Genomic DNA, 21,158 nt, shown 5'->3' with positions numbered 1-21,158 from the left:
TAGCGGATCGCCACCGGCAGAAAATGATACTGAATATCGGGATATCGTACCCCCGGCCGCGAGCGCAGGAACGCCGCGGCCTCGAAATGGTTGGTCGCCCCGATGCCGGACTTGAAGAACAGCCATTCGGCGCCGATGAGCCCTTTGGATATGAGGTTCATCTTGGAATAGAGCGTGATCGGCTGGGTGCATTCCTGCTGGACATAAAGCTCGAGGTGGTCCTGCAGATTCTGTCCGACGCCTGGCCGATCGGCGACGACCTCGATGCCGTGTTCCTTCAGGTGTTCCGCCGGACCGATGCCGGAGAGCATCAGCAGTTTCGGCGAATTGAACGCCGATGCGGCAATGATCACCTCGCGGTCGGCACGGATGATCTCGGGCTTGCCGTTGCGCCGTATCTCGACACCGCTCGCCCGGCCGTTTTCAATGACGACGCGCAGCGCCAGCCCCTTGATCAGGCGAAGATTCGGGCGTTTCAGCGCCGGTTTCAGATAGGCGTTTGCCGCGGACCACCGCTTGCCGCGGTAGATGGTCTGCTCCATCGGGCCGAAGCCTTCCTGCTTCTCGCCATTGTAATCTTCGGTCAATTCGAAGCCGGCCTGGGCGCCGGCCTCTATAAATGCCTGGAAGAGCGGGTTGTTGCGCCTGCCGCGTTTGACATGGAGCGGACCTGAATGGCCACGCCAGCCGTTCTGGCCGCCGTGCGCGCTCTCCATCCTCTGGAAATAGGGCAGGACATCGGCATAGGACCAGCCGTCGGCGCCTTCCTCCTGCCATGTGTCGAAATCCTCCGCATGGCCGCGCACATAGACCATGCCGTTGATCGACGACGAGCCGCCGATCACCTTGCCGCGCGGCGCCGCAAGCACGCGGCCGCCCAGATGCGGCTCCGGCTCGGTCCGGTAGCCCCAGTCGTAAATGCCCATATTCATCGGGTAGGACAGGGCCGCCGGCATCTGGATGAAGGGCCCGACATCGCTGCCGCCATATTCGATGACGATCACCGAATTTTTCGGATCCTCAGACAACCGGTTCGCCATGGCAGAACCGGCGGAGCCGGAACCGATGATGATGAAATCCGCCTGCATTTTACCTGTCCGCTGTCGCTAATAGGGGCTGTCGACGGGGCCGGTCGCCACGTAGACGCTCTTGATCTGACTGTAATATTCGATGGCCGCGCGTGAGTTCTCGCGCCCGACGCCGGATTTCTTGTAACCGCCGAAGGGCGCTTCGACCGGCGCAAGATTGTAGGTGTTGATCCAGCAGCTTCCCGCCTTGAGCCGGGCGATCACGCGGTGCGCGCGCGACAGATCCCGGGTAAAGACGCCAGCGGAAAGGCCAAATTCCGTGTCATTGGCGCGGGCGATGACCTCATCCTCGTCCTTGAAGGTCAGAACGCTCATCACCGGCCCGAAGATTTCCTCGCGGGCGATGCGCATATCGTCGCTGACGCCGGTGAAGATGGTCGGCTCGACAAAGAAGCCGTTTTCCATGCCCTGAAGCTGCAACTGCCCGCCGCCTGAGGCGAGATTGGCGCCCTCGGCCTGGCCGATCCCGATATACTCCATGACCTTGTCGCGCTGCGCGGCGCTGACGAGCGGCCCCATCTGGGTTGCCTCGTCCTGCGGATCGCCGATCCTGATGGCCTCGGTGCGTGCGATAAGGCGCTCCGTGAACGCGCTCATCATGTCTTCCTGCACGAAGACCCTCGTGCCGTTCGAGCAGACCTGGCCGCTGGAATAGAAATTACCCAGCAGGGCGCCGCCGACCGCATCCTCCACATCGGCATCGTCAAAGACAATCAGCGGTGATTTGCCGCCGAGTTCCATGGTGACGTGGCGAATGCCGGCCGCGGCCGCTTCCATGACCTTCTGGCCGGTGGGCACGGATCCGGTCAGCGAGACCTTGTCGACCAGCGGATGCGTGGTCAGCGCCGCGCCGACATCGCCGTAGCCCTGAACCACATTGTAGACACCGGCCGGCAGGCCGGCCTCATGCAGGATGCTGGCGACTTCCAGCGCGCAGAGGGGCGTGGTCTCCGATGGCTTGAAGATCATGGCATTGCCGCAGGCCAGCGCCGGCGCGCCCTTCCAGCAGGCGATCTGTGTCGGGTAGTTCCATGCGCCGATGCCGACGCAAAGGCCCAGCGGCTCGCGCCGCGTATAGACGAAATCGCCGCCGAGATCGATATATTCGCCATTGATCGCCGCCGCCAGCCCGCCGAAATATTCAAGCGCGTCGGCGCCCGAGGTTGCATCCGCGACAAGCGTCTCCTGCAGCGGTTTGCCGGTGTCGTAGGTTTCGAGTTCGGAGAGCGAATGGTTGCGCTCGCGAATGATATCGGCGGCACGGCGCAGAACCCGGCCGCGTTCCGTCCCGGTCATGGCCGCCCAGACCTTCTGGCCTTCCACGGCCGACGAGACGGCCTGTTCGATGATCGCCGGTGTCGCCGAATGCAGCCGCGCGATTGTCTCGCCCGTCGCCGGATAGATGCAATCGATGACCGCGCCGCCGGTGTCTTCGACAAAGGCGCCGTCGATGAAATGTGATGCTTCGGGTTGTGCCTTCATGGCCGGTTCCTATTCGCCGCGCGGGTAGCGCTGTTTTTCTTCCAGATCGTTGAGGTCCATGTGGTTGCGCATGTACCGCTCGGATGCCCTTTGCAGCGGGTGGTAGTCCCACGGGTAGTAGGCGCCGTTGCGCAGCGCCTCGTAGACCACCCACCGCCGCGCCTGGCTTTCGCGCACGTCCGCATCGAAACGATCCATATCCCATCGCGCGCGCACGGCTTTTGTCAGCCGGTCCAGGACGGCTTTGTAATCAGGACCGCCTGCCAGATTGGCGCGTTCCTGCGGATCGGCTGCAAGATCGAAGAGCAGCGGCGGATCGAGTTCGCAATGGACAAATTTGTACTGTCCGTCCCGGATGCAGACGAGCGGCGCATAGGAGCCCTCCGCCGCATATTCCATGAGGACCGGAGACATGCGCTCGGCGCCGGAAACAAGCGGCAGAAGGCTCTCGCCGTCGGTCCAGGGAGCGACACCTTCCAGATCGGCGCCGGCAAGGTCTGCGAGCGTCGGCGTAATGTCGAGGTTGGAAACCGGCGCGTCGATGCGCGAGGCGTCGATCCCCGGTCCGCTGATCATCAGCGGCACGCGTGCCGATCCTTCAAGGAAGCTCATCTTGAACCACAGGCCGCGCTCGCCGAGCATGTCGCCGTGGTCGGAGCAGAACAGGATCACCGTGTCGTCGCGCATGCGCGTCGTCTCGAGCACGTCGATCAGTTCTCCGACCTTGTCGTCGAGATAGGAGATATTGGCGAAATAGCCGCGCCGCGCCCGGCGGACATGCTCGCTCGTGATATCGAAGCTGCGATAGTCGTTTGCGAGATAGATGCGCTGCGAATGCGGGTCCTGATCCTCGAACGCGATGGGCGCGACGTCGGGCTCCAGATGCGGGCAGTCCTCGTAAAGGTCCCAGTATTTTTTCCGCGCTACATAAGGGTCGTGCGGATGGGTGAAGGACACGGTCAGGCACCAGGGGCGGGCTTCCTCGTCATCGGCCGAACGGGCAAGCTGATAGAGCTTCTGCACGCCGTGAAACGCCACCTCGTCGTCATATTCCATCTGATTGGTGATTTCGGCGACACCGGCGCCGGTGACCGAGCCGAGATTGTGATACCACCAGTCGATCCGCTCGCCCGGTTTGCGGTAATCCGGCGTCCAGCCAAAATCGGCCGGATAGATATCCGTCGTCAGGCGATCCTCGAAACCGTGCAACTGATCCGGGCCGACGAAGTGCATCTTTCCTGAAAGGCAGGTGTAGTAACCGGCTTTGCGCAGGTGATGGGCGAAGGTCGGTACATCCGAGGCGAATTCGGCGGCGTTGTCGTAAACGCGCGTCCGGCTCGGCAACTGGCCCGACATGAAGGACGCCCGCCCCGGCGCGCACAGAGGGGAGGCCGTATAGTTGTTGGCGAAACGCGCCGATTGCCCGGCCAGCGCCTTGAGATTGGGCGCGTGAAGCCACTCGGCCGGCCCGTCAGGAAACAGCGTGCCGTTCAGCTGATCGACCATGATGATGAGGATGTTGGGCCTGTCGCGCATCGCGATGTTCTCCGCACGGGCCGAAGGCCACGGTTTGTCTCTGCCGTCATCCTATTTTTTATTGGTCGGCTGTTCAATAAAAAACTGAAACAGGTCTCGTTCTTTCGCCAATGCGCCCGACTTCAGCCGCCGGCATGAAAATAGTTCGGTCTCAGCAAAAACGATTGGCGTTTGTTCGATTGATTTTGGCGGCGAACCGGTTAATCCATGTGCACCGATATGTTGCAAGCGCGGGAGGCATTCATGCTGAAGAAGACGGATTTCTATATCGATGGAGAATGGGTTGCCCCGGCGGCTCCCAAAGAGTGCGAGGTGATCAATCCGGCGACCGAGGAACCCTGTGCGGTCATATCGCTCGGCTCCGGGGCAGACGTTGATCGCGCCGTCGCGGCGGCACAGGCGGCGTTCGAAACATACAGCAAGACCAGCCTTGACGAGCGAAAGGCGCTGATCGGGAAGCTTCTGGACATCATGCATGCGCGCAACGAAGAGATGGCGCAGGCCGTCTCGGCGGAAATGGGCGCGCCGATCACGCTTGCCCGCGGCGCCCAGGCCGGGTCCGGACCTTTCCATGTCGAAGGCTTCCTTGACGCGTTGTCGCAGTATCATTTCGAAGAGGATTTCAACGGCGAGGGCGAACATATCGTTCACGAGCCGATCGGTGTGTGCGGCCTGATCACGCCGTGGAACTGGCCGGTGAACCAGATCGCCCTGAAGGTCGTTCCGGCGCTTGCGGTCGGTTGCACATGCGTTTTGAAACCAAGTGAGATCGCACCGCTTTCGGCGATGGTCTTTGCCGAGATGGTCGACGAGGCCGGTTTCCCCAAAGGGGTTTTCAACCTCGTCAACGGCGAGGGAACGGTGGTCGGCGAAGCCGTGTCGCGGGCGGCGGCCGAAACCGTCAAACGCGTCACGCTCGAACTCGGTGGAAAATCCCCCAACATCGTTTTTGACGATGCCGATCTCGACATCGCCATCAAGCAGGGTGTGTTCGGCTGCATGGGCAATACCGGCCAGTCCTGCAACGCGCCGACACGCATGCTCGTACAGCGATCCGTTTACGACGATGCGGTCGCGCTCGCCGGAGAATATGCCGGCAAGGTGGAGGTCGGCGACCCGCAGCGCGAGGGCCGCCACATCGGGCCGCTTGTCAGCGAAGCACAGTTTGAAAAAGTGCAGGGCCTCATCAACAAGGCGATCGACGAGGGCGCCCGGGTTGTTGCCGGCGGTCCCGGCCGCCCCGACGGGCTCAATCGCGGATATTTCGTCCGGCCGACGGTCTTCGCGGACGTGACCAACGACATGACCATTGCTCGCGAAGAGGTATTCGGGCCGGTTCTGGCGATGATCCCCTTCGACAGCGAGGAGGAAGCCATCGCCATTGCCAACGACACGCCTTACGGGCTTGCCGCCTATGTCCAGACGCAGGATCAGGCCAAGGCCCGGCGCGTGGCGAAGCGCTTGCGCGCGGGCATGGTTCAGATCAACGGCGCCCAACGCCCCGCAGGCAGCCCCTTCGGCGGCTACAAGCAGTCCGGCAACGGCCGCGAAGGCGGACGCTGGGGTCTGGAGGACTTCCTCGAGGTAAAGGCAATCAGCGGCTATTGATTTTTGGCGGCGCACAATGAACTGTGCGCCGCAATAAACCGGTTGCGCGCATCCCTTGAAATTGTTAAGCCTTGAACAATATTGTTGACTGAGCAGCAGTCAACACGCCGGTCGCACCAGTACGTGCTGCGCATGACCGGCACTGATGCGAAGCTGTGGGAGGCCCCGCGCAAAAGGTGGAGGCGATGATTATGACGGCATGTATTACCGGTTGGGCCCATTCGAAATTCGGCAAACATGAAGACGAGACGGTCGAGAGCCTGATCGTCGGCGTTGCCTCGCAGGCGATGGACCATGCGGGCCTGGAGCCGCAGGACGTCGATGAGATCGTTCTGGGCCATTTCAATGCCGGCTTCAGCAAGCAGGATTTCACCGCAAGCCTCGTTCTCCAGGCCGATGATCGTCTCCGCTTCAAGCCGGCGACCCGGGTTGAGAATGCCTGCGCCACCGGATCGGCGGCGATCCATCAGGGCATGAATGCCATCAAGGCTGGCAAGGCGCGCAACGTTCTGGTGGTCGGCGTCGAGCAGATGACCACGACGCCGGGCCCCGAAATCGGGGAGAACCTCAAAAGAGCGTCCTATCTGCCGGAGGACGGCGATATTCCGGCTGGCTTTGCCGGGGTTTTCGGCAAGATCGCGCACGCCTATTTCCAGCGCCACGGAGACCAGTCCGACGCGCTGGCGATGCTGGCGGCGAAGAATCACAGGAACGGCGTCAGCAATCCCTATGCGCAGATGCGCAAGGACCTCGGTTATGAGTTCTGCCGCAACGAAAGCGAGAAAAACCCCTTTGTCGCCGGACCATTGAAGCGCACGGACTGCTCGCTCGTCTCCGATGGCGCGGCGGCGATCGTGCTGAGCGATCTCGAAACGGCCATGCATGCGCCGCGCGCCGTGATGTTCCGGGCAGCCGAACATGTGCAGGATTTCCTGCCCATGTCGAAGCGCGACATCCTGCTTTTCGAAGGCTGCGAAGAGGGCTGGAAACGCGCCTTCAAAAGCGCCGGTGTGACGCTGAACGATCTGTCCTTCGTCGAAACGCATGACTGTTTCACCATCGCCGAACTGATCGAATATGAGGCGATGGGCCTCGCCAGGCGCGGTGAGGGCGGTGCCGTTGCCATGTCGGGCGAGACGGCCAGGGACGGTCGCCTGCCGGTCAATCCGTCCGGCGGTCTGAAGGCCAAGGGCCATCCGATCGGCGCAACCGGCGTGTCGATGCACGCGCTGACCGCCATGCAGTTGTGCGGCGAGGCCGGGGACATCCAGATCGACGGCGCGACTTTGGGCGGCATCTTCAACATGGGCGGCGCCGCCGTCGCCAATTACGTCTCCATCATGGAACGGGTGCGCTAGGCTGGAGAAGCCTCTCGCCGCTGCCGGACCCCTGTGCTAACCAAGGCGCGTTGATTCGGGGCACGGACAGCGGAGTGAATGGATGACTGTTCTCGTAACCGGCGGCGCCGGCTATATCGGCAGCCATATGGTCTGGCGGCTGCTCGATGCCGGAGAGAAGGTTGTCGTGGCCGACCGCCTTTCGACCGGTTTCGACTGGGCAGTGCCGCCGGAGGCCAATTTGAATATCGGCGATATTGGCGATCCGGAGTTCATCGGCCCGCTGCTTGAGCGCCACAAAATCCAGTCGGTGTTTCATTTCGCCGGCTCGATCGTCGTTCCTGAATCCGTATCCGATCCGCTCGGCTACTATCTCAACAACACGGTCAAATCGCGCGCCCTGATCGAAGCCTGCGTCAAAGCCGGTGTGCCGCATTTCATCTTTTCCTCGACCGCCGCCGTTTACGGAACGCCCGACGGGATGGCGCCTGTCGCTGAAGACGCGCCGGTCAGCCCGGAGTCGCCCTATGGCACATCCAAGCTGATGACCGAAATCATGTTGCGCGATGCGGCGGCTGCGCATCCGCTCAGCTACGCGTGTCTGCGTTACTTCAACGTCGCAGGGGCCGATCCGCATGGCAGGAGCGGTCAGTCGACCCCGAATGCCACTCATCTCATCAAAGTGGCGACGCAGGCAGCGTTGAACAAGCGCCCCTTCATGGAGGTGTTCGGCACCGATTACGAAACGCCGGACGGCACCTGCATCCGCGACTATATCCACGTCACAGACCTTGTCGAGGCGCACTATCTGGCGCTTGAGCATCTGCGCTCGTCCGGAGAAAATCTGGTCGCCAATTGCGGCTACGGACGGGGCCGGTCCGTGCTTGAGGTCATTGAGATGGTCAAACAGGTGAGCGGCAGCGATTTTGATGTCAGGCTGGCCGGGCGTCGTCCGGGCGATGCGGTGAGCATCGTTGCCAATTCCGATCTCATCAAGCAGCGGCTCGACTGGACGCCGCAATATGACGATCTGGAGAAAATTGTCGGCCATGCGCTCAACTGGGAAGCCGCGCTGGATCGCTGCAACCACACATGAAAAGGGCCCGCCGGGCGGGCCCTCACCAAAGACAAACAGAATTTGCTAGTTGATTGGAACCGAACAGATCATCCGCGTATGCGCGCTGTTGATATAGCAGTGCGCCGGGATCGGACCTGACGGGATCGGGTAGATATATGTCGGCTGCTGGTTGGCATTTGCCGCGGCAGCACCCACCGCTGCGCCCGCCGCAAAGGCCGCGCCCGGATAGTAGTACGGGTGATAGGGATATGGCGGGTAATATGGGTGATAGGGGCGGTAATGGCATTCCGGCGCCTGTGGCGCGTGATAGCAGTAAGGGCCGGGTATCGGATGATAGGGGTAGTAGCCGACGGGATGACCGGAGACGGCCCTCGGTCCGTGATCGACAAAAAGCGCCACATTGTCCGCAGCCTCCGGCAGCTTGCCCGACAGGATCTTCACCCCGTATTTGAGTTCAACCCCGTCCATTGTCGCACTGGTCAACTCGATAATGGCCGGTGCATCCGTGATATTGCCGAGGAATGAGACAGCCGCATTCGGCGGATTGGTGGAAAAGGTTGCGTCCGGCGAGTTCCACAGTTCCGCGAACTGGCCCGTCGACATCTGTCCCGTCAGCCGGTAGGGCCGGTCGCTGAAGAAGATGGTGGAGGGCGCAACACCCTGCAGGGTCAGCGTCGTCCCGTCGAACGTCATCGAACTGGCCTGCTGCACATATTCGTAAGAGATATTCGGCGCCGCGGGCACCGCTTGGCCGGTTTGCTGTGCGGCCGCGAGGCCGGAGCTCAATGAAAGCAATACAGCACCAAAGAGAGCGGTCAGTCTGTACATGCGTATTCCTCCGGGTTGGATTGGCAATTGTCACTACACTTTAATCAGAGGCCGTTGTCCACCGATGCTTCGAGCCATCCACGGTCGGTCGTTTTTCGGCAATGCACCCGCCCCATCCTGCCGCGATTGTCAGCAAAGCCGACACCCGCTATGGAAAATGGAGTGAGAGTTTGAGGCGAATTCATGACCAATCCCATTGTTGTTGAAGTCACCAGGGGCGGGCGTGTCGAAAGCAGGCACCGGGGTTCCGCGGTCGTTGTCGCTGCCGATGGCGCGGTGCTCTTTTCGATCGGAACCGTCGATCAGCCGGTGTTTCCGCGCTCTGCGGTCAAAGCCATGCAGGCGCTGGCTCTGGTTGAAAGCGGTGCCGCCGACGCGCTCGGTTTCGGGGATCGCGAGCTTGCCCTTGCCTGCGCCTCCCATTCCGGCGAGCCCAGGCATGCCGAGCTTGCGGCCGACATGCTCAAGGCCGCCGGCAAGGACGAGGGGGCGCTGGAGTGCGGATGTCACTGGCCGATGAGCCAGGATGCGATGATCGATCTTGCCAGATCCGGCGGCGAGCCCAGCCAGTTGCACAACAACTGCTCGGGAAAACACGCAGGCTTTATCTGCGCGGTGTGCCATCTCGGGATCGATCCGAAAGGATACATCAACTATGACCACCCGCTTCAGGGAATGCTCCGCGAGATCATGGCCGATCTGACGGGCGAGCATTTCGGCGTCGACAATTGCGGCACGGACGGTTGCTCGATACCGACCTACGCCATCCCGTTGACCTCGCTTGCCGCCGGGTTTGCGAAGATGAACGCGGGCACCGGTCTTGAGTCCGTTCGGGCCAGGGCGGCGCGAAGGCTGATCGACGCGTGTATGGCACAGCCTTACTATGTGGCCGGAACCAGGCGAACCTGCACCCGTCTCATGGAGACCGTGCCGGGCCGCATTTTTGCAAAAACCGGCGCCGAGGGCGTCTTCTGCGCGGTCCTGCCGCAGGAAGGCATATCCATCGCGGTGAAATGCGAGGACGGCGCCAAGCGGGCGGTGGATGCGATGGTGACGGCGCTGGTGGCACGGTTTCTTGATGTCGATGGGTCCGTGCGCGAGACGCTCTTGTCGCAGGCCAACCGCACCTTGAAGAACTGGAACCGCATCGAGGTCGGCACCATCGCCGTGACGGATGCCCTGTCTTGAATATGCATTCCGTGAATCGTAAAAGAATATATCTTTAAACAGGTTGATAGATTTACTAACCTCGATTCACGTCGTAAGGGCCTTTGCGTCCCGACCCTGCACAAGGTTACCAAATGTGGGCCCGGTTTAGACTACAGCATTGCCACTGACGGTCAACTGGTCGAATTGCTCCGCGCCGTCCTGCGTCAGATCGCCGGTGACCCGCTCGCTCCAGCGATGGCCGACGACGGCGCCGCGCAGGGTGTTCTGGAAGATATTGTTGCTGATCAGTACACCCTGGACGCCGTCGACAACGGAAACGGCGACGCCGAGCGCGCTGTTTCGGATGACGTTTCCGGTCGCGGCGACGCCGCGAAGATAGGGGCCCCAGCCCATCAGGATACCGGCGCGCGGCGCTTCGTCGATCACGTTGCCGGTCACCGCCGTATCGGCTTCAACGCCGATGCCCCATCCAAAGCCGAAACCGTCGGGATCATAGGGACCTTCCGTCGACAGGTTGCGGATAACGTTGCCGCTCACCGTCGCCAGCCGTCCGCCCTCGTTGAAATTGGCGATGGAGATGCCGTTGGCCGCACCGTCGATCAGATTGCTGGCCACCACGGCGCCCTGAAACGAGAACTCCGAATAGATCGCCGTCTCGCCGCTGTCGTGACACTGGTTGCCGATGATCTGCACGTCCGTGCCGCTGTTCGAACGGATGGCCGAAAATGCGCAGCCGGTCAGCGTGTTGTTGGCAATCAGCACATTGTCGGCGCGATAGACATTGATGCCGTTGCCGTTTTGCCCGGTGCCGCCGGCCTGGGAAGCGATCCGGGCAATGCGGTTGCCGGTGATCAGGCTGCCGTCGTAAGCCGGCTTCCAGCGATGGATCAGGATACCGCCATTGGCGCAGTCCAAAATCTCGTTGTCGGCAACGCGCAGGCCCAGGCTCTCGACGCTGTAGATCGCCGCGAGCGCCGCGCCCGAGATCCGCGAACGCGTCACGGACCCGCCGCAGGCCTCGAACATGACGGCGTGCTTCCGGCTGCCTGCGATATCGCAGTCGTCGATGAAGACGCTGCCGGTCCGGCTCACCTGCACGGTCGCTTGCGCATAATCGTCGAGCCATCTGTTGGCGCCGTCGATCGTCATGCCGCTCAGCCTGATGCTTTCGGCATTGTCCGCCATCATGAAATGGCCCGCGCCGCCGTAGACGAGCCGCGTTGCGCCGGGCACGCCGGAAAGGTGAACGAATTCCGGAAGGTTGATGTTGGAGACGGCATAGGCCCCGGGCGGCAGGAACACGGGCTTGCGTTCCGCCGACGCACGGTTGAGGATGTCGCTGAGTTCCCGGCTCTGGTCGTCGCCTGCGCCGGGCCGCATGCCGAGGTCGACCGCATCGAGGGAGCCGCGCAGCTCCGCAAGGCGCATGTCCTGTGTCTGTGCGGCGGCCGGCAGGGCGCCGCCGGCGAGGACGGAACCTGCGCCAATCAGCAATGAGCGGCGTGTCGTGAATGTCATGACGCCATCCTGGTCCTGTAAAGCCCGATTTCAGCCACAGCGTAACGGTGTCGGGTAAACAGAACATGGACGGCGGGCAGGCCCGATGGGCGTCAGGCCTCCTCATTCGGTTCGGACGGTTCCCAAAGCTCGATGGGATTGCCCTCCGGATCGTGCGTTCGCGCAAACCGGCCGTTCGGAAAGGTCTCGGCATTGACCTCCACACCGATCCCGGTGGCCTCAAGCTGCGCGACCATCGCATCGAGGTCACGGACCCTGAAATTGATCATCCATTGCTGTTCCGCCCGCCCGAAATATTCCGTACCCTGATCGAACGGCGCAAAAACGGTCATCCCGGCGTCCTGCTGCCAGCAACGCGCCTCATAGCTGTCGGGAACCGGATTTATCCCGAGGTGCTCCTCATACCAGCGCGCCAGGGAGGCGGGATCTTTTGCGCGGAAAAACACGCCGCCAATGCCCAGTACCTTTTCCATGTCGATCCCTTCATCCGCTCAATTCAGTTCTGACAATATTATGGTAATACTGCTGTTGCTGCGGATAGCCTTGTATATCCTCTGAAATAACAGGTTATCACATCACTTCGGCAATTGTCCGGCGGCTGCGGCATCCCTATAAATGACAGGTCGAAATCAGGGGACAGGTCACCAATGCTTCAGGACGGCAAACTCTATCTGGGAACCAGCCGCAAGCCCGACGACTCCATCAATCAGGGTGAATATCTCGATCTTGGCTTTGCCAACAGGCACGGTCTGATCACCGGCGCGACGGGCACCGGCAAGACGGTGACCCTGCAGATCCTGGCGGAAGGTTTTTCGATTGCCGGCGTGCCGGTGTTCTGCGCCGATGTGAAGGGCGACCTATCCGGTATCGCGGCGATTGGCGAATACAAGGATTTCCTGGAAAAGCGCGCCAACATGATCGGTCTCGACCCCTATGAATTCCAGGAGTTTCCGGTGATCTTCTGGGATCTCTTCGGCGACAAGGGCCACCGCGTCCGCACCACGCTGACGGAGATGGGCCCGCTTCTGCTCGCCCGGTTGATGGATATGACGGATGCCCAGGAGGGCGTGCTCAACATCGCCTTCAAGATCGCCGATGAAAACGGCCTGGCGCTGCTCGACATGAAAGACCTGCAGGCCATGCTCAATTACATGGCCGAGCACAGCAAGGAACTGACCGGCATCTACGGGAACATCTCCAAACAATCCATCGGCGCGATCCAGCGGGACCTGCTGGTGCTGGAACAACAGGGCGCCGAACAGTTCTTCGGCGAGCCGGCGCTCAAGATCAGCGACATGATGCGCACCACGCCCGACGGCCGTGGGGCGATCAGCGTTCTGGCCGCCGACAAGCTGATGATGAACCCGCGCCTCTACGGCACCTTCCTGCTCTGGCTGCTGTCGGAACTGTTCGAGGAACTGCCCGAAGTGGGCGATCCGGACAAGCCGCGCCTGGTCTTCTTCTTCGACGAGGCGCATCTGCTTTTCGACGAGGCGCCGAAAATCCTGATCGAGCGGGTCGAGCAGGTCGTCCGGCTGATCCGCTCAAAGGGCGTCGGCGTCTACTTTGTCACCCAGAACCCTCTCGATGTGCCGGAGAGCGTTCTCTCGCAGCTCGGCAACCGCATTCAGCACGCCCTGCGCGCCTATACGCCGCGGGAACAGAAGGCCGTCAAGACGGCGGCCGAGACCTTCAGGCCCAATCCCGAATTCGACTGCTTCGAGGCGATCACGCAGCTCGGCGTCGGCGAGGCGCTTGTCTCGACGCTCGAATCGAAGGGTGTTCCGACGGTCGTTCAGCGCACGCTCATTCGCCCGCCATCCTCGCGCCTTGGCCCCTTGACGGATGGTGAGCGCCGCAGCGCGATGAGCCACAGCCCGGTGGCCGGCTTTTACGATGAGGATCTGGATCGCGATTCCGCTTTCGAAATCCTCAAAAAGCGCGCCGATGATGCCGCCAGGGCTGAGGAGGAGCGCCGTCAGCGGGAGGAGGAAGACGAAGAGGACCTTCAGGAAAGCCGCCGCTGGACCTTGCCCGGCTTCAGCGACGACGATGATGACGACGATTATGATGAGCGCGGGCGCAAGCGCTCCTCGCGGAGGCGCAAGTCGCGCCGCCGGCGCCGCTCAACGTCACGCCGGCAGTCGGTCGCCGAGGCGGCCATGAAGTCCGCCGCGCGCTCCGTTGCGAGCACGCTTGGCCGTGCGCTTGTACGCGGCATATTGGGGAGCCTCAAGAAGGGGCTTTAGAGAATGATGACCTGAGCGCCTGGCTTGGTGCGCCGGTCGAGGTCCATGACGTCCTGATTGAGCATGGCGATACTGCCCGTCGACGCGGTCTTGCCGATTTCGCGCCAGTCGGACCCGCCGTGAATGAGAAGGCCGGCAGCACCACCGCTATCGGTAAGGTAGAGCGCACGCGCGCCATAGGGGTTCTTCGGGCCGGGCGGCTGGTCTTTGGCGGGCTTTCCGTCAACCTTCTTTTCGCCGGAGGCGTAAAACACCGGCCACGCCTCCCTTGAGCCGACCCTCAGCGTTCGCGCACCGCCGGTAAAACCGGGGCCGAGCGCGATCCCGTAGCGCACGGCCTTGCGGTCTTGCAGAATCAGATAAAGGTGGTGGCCTTCGGGATCGATGACAACGGTGCCGACAGGATCGACGGTCGGATCGTGAACGATCTGGCGAAGGTCATCGGGATCAAGCTGCTTGTAGGGGACACGCGGTATGTGAAAGCCGTTTTCGTTCAAACCCGCATACATCACATCATAGGGCTCGATCGGGTAACTGAGCTGGCGCGACGGTGCGGTCTGTATGGCAAAACCTTCCGGCGACTGACGATCGATACAGCCGGCAACGACCCCGCAGCTTCCGAGAAGAAAACCGCGCCGTGTCAGCCTGCCGGTCCGTGTGCCGTCGATAATCCCTGCCAATCCCGCAATCCCGCAACAACGGCCGATTCATAGCTGATTCTCGCGGCTTTGTGACAGGACCGGTTCGATTGTACGCGTTACGCCGCGTTTCCCGCTTTCGCAAGTTCCGCCTGCTCAAGCGACCAGTATTCCATATTGAAGAGGTCGCTTTCCGCAATCGGCTGAAATCTTCCATAGCGCTCCGCCGCGACGACCGCACGCGCGGTCCGCTTCATCGTCTCGCCACAGATTGTCCATTGCGCTGTTTCCTGTTCAAACGGTGATGATCGTGGCAGCCCGCCCGGCGCCTGCCACATGGGTTCGGCCAGGCCTTTGAGCGCGAGGTCGACCGGTTCCTTGTCGAGCAACTGCCAGGCTGCCAGCTTGTCGCGAAGGATGGCGTGTGCCTCCGGGTCCGGCTCATGGGTACGCGGAATACGGCCGTCGCATTCGGAAAGGCGAAAATACCGGCGATCAGATCGGTTCTGAAGACGGGTCTGATTTCCGAGCTCGTTTCAGACGCCGCCACCGCCGAAGGCATTTTGAACGGTTGAAAATCGGCGAAACGAAAGGGCGCTCCGCATTATCCGGCCGGCAACCGTTTGAAAAATGCTCCGCACGATGGGTCCGTCCGCTCCGGCGACAAGGCCGCCGGCGAATTTCATCCAGCAATGTCATCACGCCAATGAGTTTCGGATGCGGCGCGATCGGCTACTGAAACCAGCTGTCGACCGTGTCCGCGTTGTCCTCAACCCATTTCTTGGCGAATTCCGACGGGTCCTGTTGTTCAACCGAAAGCGCATAGGTCATCGCGGACAGCGTGTCGGTGTCGAGCAGGACATTGTTCAGCATGGCCGCGACCTCCGGCTGATCGGCCTCCAACGAGGCGGCGTAGCCGATATTCAGATCCGCCGTATTCCAAGCCACACCCGCGCTCGATTTCTCGAACCAACCCGGTGTCGGCGAGGGCTGGACGATGATCCATTGCGTGGCGTCATGGGCCGGTTCATTGAGAACGACGAGGTCGTTGACGACAAACATGTAATGGGGTGTGTAGCAGTAGAAGACGATGTTCCTGTTTTCCTTGACCGCCTTGTCGACCTCGCTCAAAGCGACGTCCTCCTCCATGATCTTCAGCGTCATGGTCTTGTCGTAGCCATAGGATTTGGCCCGTATCTGCTCGATCGGTGTCGATCCCCATCCGTCCGCGCCGATCCAGATGTCTCCCTTGCCGTCACCGTCGGTATCGAATTTCCTGGCCATTTCGGGCTCGCGCAGTTGCTTCAGATCCCTGATCCCGGTCCTTTCCGCGGTTCCCTTCGTAACGCACATGGCCTGTGTGCCGGTGGCGCCGCTCGGTTTGAGCTTTATGGTTTTCTTTCCGTCGACATATTCGCGCTTGAGGTGATCGAGGTTCGGCAGCCAGGCTTCCGGATGCACATGCATCGTGCCCGCATCGATGGCTTCGAATACGGCCGTGTTCGAACCGTTTTGAAGCTCGACCTCAAGATCGAGTTTGTTTTCAAGGGCGATCTTGAGCACATGGGCCGTCGCCTGAACGGATGGCCAGTTCGGAACGCCGATCACCACATCCGCAGCCAGCGCCATGGAACCGCAGGCCGACATGACGGCGGCGCAGCCAAGCGTCAGTATTCTGTTTGCCATTGGTGTGTCTGCTTGCATTTCGAACTCCTCCGTTCAGATGTGTTCCGGTCGCCGCGGCGATCCGGACACGGGCACAAGAATGTCGCTCGTCTGACCGGACATACTAGCTCAAGTTCCGGCACTTCACCAAAACCGGTGCGCCGACCTTGTCACGAACAGTGGATATGATCCGGCAAAGGCACCACGGAACGGGCAGGGCGACCGCCCCGGTCGTCTCTGGCAAGCGGTTTATCCGGCCGGCTGTCGAAGACCGAGTTTCCGCAGCAGCCTGTCGCGCTTCATCAGCCACCATCCCGCTTCGACCGGCCACATGGCCTGATCGTCGTCGACACCCAGCATGGATGCCGCGTGCAGGGGCCAGTTGGGATAGGCGAGCATTTCGCGGGCCAGCGCTATCATGTCGGCCTGACCGTTCTTTACGATTGCGTCGCAGCGCTCCGCATCCCACAGGAAACCGACCGCCATCGTGGCGATCCCCGCATCGCGCCGGATCTGCTCCGCGAACGGCACCTGAAAACCCTGCTCGATCTTCATTCTGCGGGGCCGCTCCCGGCCGCCGATGCCGCCCGAAGAACAATCGATGATGTCGACACCTTCTGCTTTTAACGCCCGTGCCGTGCCCACCACGTCGTCCACCTCCAGCCCGCCGTCCAGCCAGTCGGTCGAAGACAGGCGGAAGGCAAGCGGATAGGCCTCCGGCCAGCCGGCGCGAATGGATTTCGCCACTTCCAGGGCAAAACGCCGTCTGTTGGCATCGGTGCCGCCCCATCGGTCGGTCCGCGTGTTCGAGATCGGCGACAGAAACTGGTGGATCAGGAACCCGTGTGCGGCGTAGATTTCAATGATTTTGAAGCCCGCTTCGAAGGCGCGCCGTGCCGCTTCGCCGAATGACCGGATCACCCTTTGAATATCCTCCTCGGACATTTCGTCAGGTGTCGGCCAGCCGTCGGCATAGGGGATTGCAGATGGTGCGATGGCGCTCCAGGGCGTCTCGCCGCGTTTTGCGACATCCTCGCCATCGATGGGTGTTTCGCCATGCCAGGGCCGTCTCTCCGAGGCCTTGCGGCCGGCATGGCTCAACTGGATCCCGGGGACCGAACCCTCGCGGCTTATGAACTCGGCGATCGGCTTGAGACCGCCGACCTGCGCGTCATCCCACAATCCGAGGTCGCCGGCCGTCCTGCGGCCATCGGCTTCGACCGCTGTCGCCTCCGCATAGACCAGACCGGCCCCGCCCATCGCGAAGCGGCCGAGATGAACCATATGCCAATCATTGGCATGACCGCCGCTTGCGCGGTACTGGCTCATCGGCGACACGGCGACACGATTTTTGAACGTTACACGTCGAAGCTGGAACGGCGAGAAAAGAGCAGACAATCGTGTTTTGACCCTGAAGAATTCCGGAAAGGGGAAAATGGTGGTTGTTTCGGATGAGACTTTTAACCGAAACGCGCCGCCGCGACATCACGGTTGCAACACATTTTCGGCACTGTCCCACGTGCAGGACATGACGCCGCGGCCCGACGCATTCCTTGTCGTCACAGTCATTCGGCGGTCGGAATGCGCGCAATGACCTTGATTTCGAAGTCGAAGCCCGAGAGCCATGTCACGCCGACGACGGTCCAGTTCGGATAGGGCTTTTCCCCGATCGCCCTGGAGCGCACGGCGACAACCGTTTCCATCTGTTTGGGCGGGTCGGTGTGGAAGGTTGTCACGTCGACGACATCGTCGAACGTGCAGCCGGCGGCCTCCAGAACCCCGGTGAGATTGTCGAAGGCAAGCTGCACCTGTTTTTCAAAGTCCGGTTCCGGCGAGCCGTCCTCGCGGCTGCCCACCTGACCGGAGACGAAAAGAAGATCACCGGAGCGGATGGCGGCTGAATATTGATGGGTTTCGTAGAGCGCTTGCCGTCCGGCCGGGAAAACTGCTTTGCGATTGGACATGGCTTTGTTCCTGTCTGTGATTTGGGCTTCATATCCGCGATGCCGGTCTTTCGACCGGGCTGCTTCGGGGACAATTTGGAACCGCGAGAATAATAATTCCAACAGATAATTATTATAGTGTATTATAAGTCTCATGAATTTAATGACGATCGATCTCAACCTGCTCGTGGTGCTTGACGCGCTGCTCGAGGAGGCGCATGTAAGCCGCGCCGCCCGACGTCTGAACCGTTCCCAGCCGGCCGTGTCGAACGCACTCCAGCGATGCCGTGATCTGTTTGACGATCAATTGCTGGAAAGGAAGCATGGTCACATGCGCCTGACGCCGCGGGCGGAGGCATTGCGGGGGCCACTGAAGTCGCTCCTCGCCGGCGTGCACGATCTTGTCGACCCGCCCGCCGTGGCGCTGACGGATCTGGAGCAGACCATCCGCATCACCACCGCCGACGATCCGTCTTTCATGGTCGCCGGCCCGCTGGTCGCGGCCCTTCAGGAGACGGCCCCGGGCGTCACGATCGTCTTCGAGCCGTGGAACGGGACCGATGCCGCCGCCGGGGATTTGCTCAACGGCGACACCGATATCGTGATTTCGGTGTTCCCCGGAGACATTGACGGGCTGGAGCGGATAACGCTGCTGCAGGAGAGCTATATCGTGGCCATGCGAAGGGGCCACCCTGCGGCCGGGCACTTCAACCTCGATACCTGGCTTGACTGGCCGCACATCGTCATGTCGGGCCGGGGCGAGGCCCAGTCGCCGCTCGATGCACAGCTTGCCGCCATGGACCGCACCCGCCATGTGGGCGTTGTCGTGCCCTCGTTCCAGCTTGTCCTGCCGCTCCTTGCGCAGACCGATCATGTCGCGATGGTGCCCCGGCACGGTTTTGATCTGCATGCGCACCCCGAACTCGTGAGCTTCGAGCCGCCGATCGGCGTCGAGGGGTTCCCGGTGCATATGGCATGGCACACACGCCAGACCCGGGACCCTGCGATCCGTCATGTTATCGGGATCATCAGGGCGGTCTTTGATCCCCAGCGCGCCTGACGCGGCGCGGCTTCCCACCCGGAAGCGATCCGCGCCTCGGACAGGTCTGCAGAACCTGGGACAAAACTTGGCTGACGCCCGGGCCTCAAAGCTGCTGCAGGCTTGGCAGCACGACGTCGGGCGAATAGTCCCGGTATTCGTCGGGATTGGACGCCCTGTTGATCCACACGGTCCGGAAGCCGAACTTCCTGGCGCCTGCGATGTCCCACCGGTTGGAGGACTGGAACGATACGGCGTCGGGGTAAAGCCGGTAGGCCGTGGTCACCATCTCGTAAACCGCCGGTGTGGTCTTGAAGGTGCTCAGTTCATCGACGGAGAAGACATCGTCCAGTATGGAATCGAGCGCCGCGTTGCGGACGGCCGATTCGAGCATGGCGGGCGAGCCGTTGGACAGGATCGCGAGTTTGGCGCCCTGGTCCTTCAAGGCCTTGAGAACCGTTGGGACCTCTTCGTAACAATCAAGTTTCCAATAGGCCTCGAGCAGCGTGTCGCGATGTTTCGGGTCGATGTCCGGCACGGCCTCGATAGCGAAGTCCAGCGCCTGTTCGGTCAGTTTCCAGAAGTCGCAATAGGCGCCCATCAGCGCCCGCACCCAGGAATACTCAAGCTGCTTGGCACGCCAGATTTCCGACAGCAACTGGCCGTTTGGGCCGACGTCCGCGGCATGGCGGCGAACCGCCGCATGCACATCGAACAAAGTGCCGTAAGCATCGAAAACATAAGCAGCAAAACCGTTGCCGGAAGCCATTGTCCCTGTCCTTTCATTTTGCGCTGCAGCATGTTCCCGCCGATGCGTTTCGTCAAGAGCGGGTCATGGCCGATCCGCGGCTTTGACGTATTGACCTTAACGCCGCGATGAATTTGAGTGGGTCGCAACTGGCCGATGTAACGGAGGAATGGTCCATGACAGTTGTTTCGAGCGCTCAATCAATCACTTGGACCTTTGTCGACGGAGACTGGCACGAGGGCAATGTCCCGCTCGTCGGGCCTCGCTCGCATGCCATGTGGCTCGGAACCTCTGTCTTCGACGGCGCCAGATGGTTCGAAAACGTGGCGCCCGACCTCGATCTTCACAGCGAACGGGTCAACACGTCCGCCAAGGCGCTGGGGCTGAAGGCCACGATGAGTGCGCCGGAGATCGTCGGCCTCGCGCGGGACGGGCTGAAAAAGTTCGACGGCGAGACGGCGGTTTACATCCGGCCGATGTACTGGGCCGAGCACGGCGGCTACATGTCGGTTCCCGCGGATCCCGAATCGACGCGCTTCTGCCTGTGCCTTTACGAAGCGCCGATGATCCCGTCCAACGGCTTTTCAGTCTCCGTTTCGCCGTTTCGGCGTCCGTCCCACGAGACAATGCCGACGGACGCCAAGAGCGGCTGCCTTTATCCCAATAACGGCCGGGCGATCCTGGAGGCGAAGTCGCGCGGTTTCGACAACGCGCTTGTCCTCGACATGCTCGGAAACGTCGCCGAAACCGGAACCTCCAATGTTTTCCTGGTCAAGGACGGCGTCGTGTTCACGCCGGCACCGAACGGAACATTCCTCGCCGGCATCACCCGCCAGCGCATCATCGGCCTGCTGCGGGACGCCGGACACGAGGTCGTCGAAAGCAGGCTCGATGTATCGGACTTCATGGATGCCGATGAAATCTTCTCGACCGGCAACCACTCGAAGGTGGTTCCGATCATCAGGATCGAAGACCGCGAACTGCAGGCCGGCCCTGTCGCAAGGAAAGCGCGCGGCCTCTACTGGGACTGGGCCCATTCGTGATTAGAGCGTGTCTGACTTAGTTTGAAGCATTTGATGGTGGAAAATCGGTCCAGTCGGCAAGGCGCGTCGCGCGGCGCGATGCAGAGCATCGGGCAAGCGGCCCTTGAGAGGAAGAGGCCATTGGAAAATAACATTGAATGGGCCGGGCGATTTTGTCCTCTGACTGCGTTGGCTCGCGCTTGTGGTGG

Annotated in this window: 20 protein-coding genes; 8 read left to right on the top strand and 12 right to left on the bottom strand. The window is 61.5% G+C overall.

Annotated features, from left to right (window positions below; all coding sequences use genetic code 11):
- The 3 genes from AC5E6N_RS15530 to betC form a co-directional block, all read right to left on the bottom strand.
- Positions 1-1,088, bottom strand: a 1,088-nt coding sequence (locus AC5E6N_RS15530; RefSeq protein WP_491748657.1) for a GMC family oxidoreductase N-terminal domain-containing protein, incomplete at its 3' end; no start/stop codon positions are given.
- An 18-nt stretch (positions 1,089-1,106) separates the two neighbouring features.
- Positions 1,107-2,570 carry a betaine-aldehyde dehydrogenase gene (betB, locus tag AC5E6N_RS15525; RefSeq protein ID WP_491748656.1) on the bottom strand — a complete coding sequence of 488 codons (1,464 nt, stop codon included), beginning with the start codon at positions 2,568-2,570 and terminating at the stop codon, positions 1,107-1,109.
- A gap of 9 nt (positions 2,571-2,579) precedes the next feature.
- On the bottom strand, positions 2,580-4,106 hold the full coding sequence (gene betC, locus AC5E6N_RS15520) for a choline-sulfatase (protein WP_491748655.1): 1,527 nt from the start codon (positions 4,104-4,106) through the stop codon (positions 2,580-2,582).
- Positions 4,107-4,349: 243 nt separating this feature from the next.
- Here betC and AC5E6N_RS15515 point away from each other — a divergent pair, with 243 nt between their 5' ends.
- The 3 genes from AC5E6N_RS15515 (at position 4,350) to galE (ending at position 8,147) form a co-directional block, all read left to right on the top strand.
- Positions 4,350-5,714 (top strand): aldehyde dehydrogenase family protein, encoded by a 1,365-nt coding sequence (locus AC5E6N_RS15515; RefSeq protein ID WP_491748654.1) that lies wholly within the window; start codon positions 4,350-4,352, stop codon positions 5,712-5,714.
- Positions 5,715-5,905: 191 nt separating this feature from the next.
- Positions 5,906-7,072, top strand: a complete 1,167-nt coding sequence (locus AC5E6N_RS15510) for an acetyl-CoA acetyltransferase (protein WP_491748653.1) — start codon at positions 5,906-5,908, stop codon at positions 7,070-7,072.
- Positions 7,073-7,154: 82 nt separating this feature from the next.
- On the top strand, positions 7,155-8,147 hold the full coding sequence (gene galE, locus AC5E6N_RS15505; RefSeq protein WP_491748652.1) for a UDP-glucose 4-epimerase GalE: 993 nt from the start codon (positions 7,155-7,157) through the stop codon (positions 8,145-8,147).
- 45 nt (positions 8,148-8,192) lie between these two features.
- Here galE and AC5E6N_RS15500 read toward each other — a convergent pair whose 3' ends face one another.
- On the bottom strand, positions 8,193-8,957 hold the full coding sequence (locus tag AC5E6N_RS15500; protein ID WP_491748651.1) for a hypothetical protein: 765 nt from the start codon (positions 8,955-8,957) through the stop codon (positions 8,193-8,195).
- A 183-nt stretch (positions 8,958-9,140) separates the two neighbouring features.
- Here AC5E6N_RS15500 and AC5E6N_RS15495 point away from each other — a divergent pair, with 183 nt between their 5' ends.
- Complete coding sequence (locus AC5E6N_RS15495) at positions 9,141-10,145, top strand: asparaginase (RefSeq protein WP_491748650.1); 1,005 nt, start codon at positions 9,141-9,143, stop codon at positions 10,143-10,145.
- A 126-nt stretch (positions 10,146-10,271) separates the two neighbouring features.
- Here AC5E6N_RS15495 and AC5E6N_RS15490 read toward each other — a convergent pair whose 3' ends face one another.
- Together AC5E6N_RS15490 and AC5E6N_RS15485 are read right to left on the bottom strand one after the other, a co-directional pair.
- Complete coding sequence (locus AC5E6N_RS15490; protein ID WP_491748649.1) at positions 10,272-11,645, bottom strand: TIGR03808 family TAT-translocated repetitive protein; 1,374 nt, start codon at positions 11,643-11,645, stop codon at positions 10,272-10,274.
- 92 nt (positions 11,646-11,737) lie between these two features.
- A complete protein-coding gene (locus tag AC5E6N_RS15485) occupies positions 11,738-12,118 on the bottom strand; it encodes a VOC family protein (protein ID WP_491748648.1) in 381 nt (126 codons plus the stop codon).
- A 174-nt stretch (positions 12,119-12,292) separates the two neighbouring features.
- Between AC5E6N_RS15485 and AC5E6N_RS15480 the strand changes: the two genes are divergently transcribed.
- Positions 12,293-13,894: a helicase HerA-like C-terminal domain-containing protein gene (locus tag AC5E6N_RS15480; protein WP_491748647.1), complete on the top strand. Its 1,602-nt coding sequence runs from the start codon at positions 12,293-12,295 to the stop codon at positions 13,892-13,894.
- Here AC5E6N_RS15480 and AC5E6N_RS15475 read toward each other — a convergent pair.
- Both AC5E6N_RS15475 and AC5E6N_RS15470 read right to left on the bottom strand, forming a co-directional pair.
- Positions 13,891-14,574 carry a L,D-transpeptidase gene (locus tag AC5E6N_RS15475; RefSeq protein WP_491748646.1) on the bottom strand — a complete coding sequence of 228 codons (684 nt, stop codon included), beginning with the start codon at positions 14,572-14,574 and terminating at the stop codon, positions 13,891-13,893. The two genes, AC5E6N_RS15480 and AC5E6N_RS15475, sit on opposite strands and share 4 nt — an antisense overlap.
- 77 nt (positions 14,575-14,651) lie before the next feature.
- A complete protein-coding gene (locus AC5E6N_RS15470; protein ID WP_491748658.1) occupies positions 14,652-14,870 on the bottom strand; it encodes a hypothetical protein in 219 nt (72 codons plus the stop codon).
- A gap of 105 nt (positions 14,871-14,975) precedes the next feature.
- On the opposite strand from AC5E6N_RS15470, the gene AC5E6N_RS15465 reads away from it, so the two are divergent.
- Positions 14,976-15,107, top strand: coding sequence for a sugar-binding domain-containing protein (locus AC5E6N_RS15465; RefSeq protein WP_491748645.1), 132 nt, complete (start codon positions 14,976-14,978; stop codon positions 15,105-15,107).
- Positions 15,108-15,264: 157 nt separating this feature from the next.
- Here AC5E6N_RS15465 and AC5E6N_RS15460 read toward each other — a convergent pair whose 3' ends face one another.
- From AC5E6N_RS15460 to AC5E6N_RS15450, 3 genes are all read right to left on the bottom strand, one after another.
- Positions 15,265-16,218, bottom strand: a complete 954-nt coding sequence (locus AC5E6N_RS15460; protein WP_491748644.1) for an ABC transporter substrate-binding protein — start codon at positions 16,216-16,218, stop codon at positions 15,265-15,267.
- Positions 16,219-16,446: 228 nt separating this feature from the next.
- On the bottom strand, positions 16,447-17,595 hold the full coding sequence (locus AC5E6N_RS15455; RefSeq protein WP_491748643.1) for an NADH:flavin oxidoreductase/NADH oxidase: 1,149 nt from the start codon (positions 17,593-17,595) through the stop codon (positions 16,447-16,449).
- Positions 17,596-17,762: 167 nt separating this feature from the next.
- On the bottom strand, positions 17,763-18,161 hold the full coding sequence (locus tag AC5E6N_RS15450) for a RidA family protein (protein ID WP_491748642.1): 399 nt from the start codon (positions 18,159-18,161) through the stop codon (positions 17,763-17,765).
- Positions 18,162-18,303: 142 nt separating this feature from the next.
- Here AC5E6N_RS15450 and AC5E6N_RS15445 point away from each other — a divergent pair, with 142 nt between their 5' ends.
- Entirely contained in the window at positions 18,304-19,200 is an 897-nt protein-coding gene (locus tag AC5E6N_RS15445; protein ID WP_491748641.1) for a LysR family transcriptional regulator, read from the top strand.
- Between the two features lie 85 nt (positions 19,201-19,285).
- Here the strand turns inward: AC5E6N_RS15445 and AC5E6N_RS15440 are convergent, their stop codons facing one another.
- Positions 19,286-19,948, bottom strand: a complete 663-nt coding sequence (locus tag AC5E6N_RS15440; protein ID WP_491748640.1) for a haloacid dehalogenase type II — start codon at positions 19,946-19,948, stop codon at positions 19,286-19,288.
- A 155-nt stretch (positions 19,949-20,103) separates the two neighbouring features.
- Between AC5E6N_RS15440 and AC5E6N_RS15435 the strand changes: the two genes are divergently transcribed.
- On the top strand, positions 20,104-20,970 hold the full coding sequence (locus tag AC5E6N_RS15435; RefSeq protein WP_491748639.1) for a branched-chain amino acid aminotransferase: 867 nt from the start codon (positions 20,104-20,106) through the stop codon (positions 20,968-20,970).
- The last annotated feature ends 188 nt before the right edge of the window (positions 20,971-21,158 follow it).

The sequence above is a fragment of the Hoeflea sp. genome (assembly GCF_984452065.1).
The sequence above is the reverse complement of the archived record's forward strand: the minus strand, read 5'-3'. Positions and strand labels throughout refer to the sequence as shown.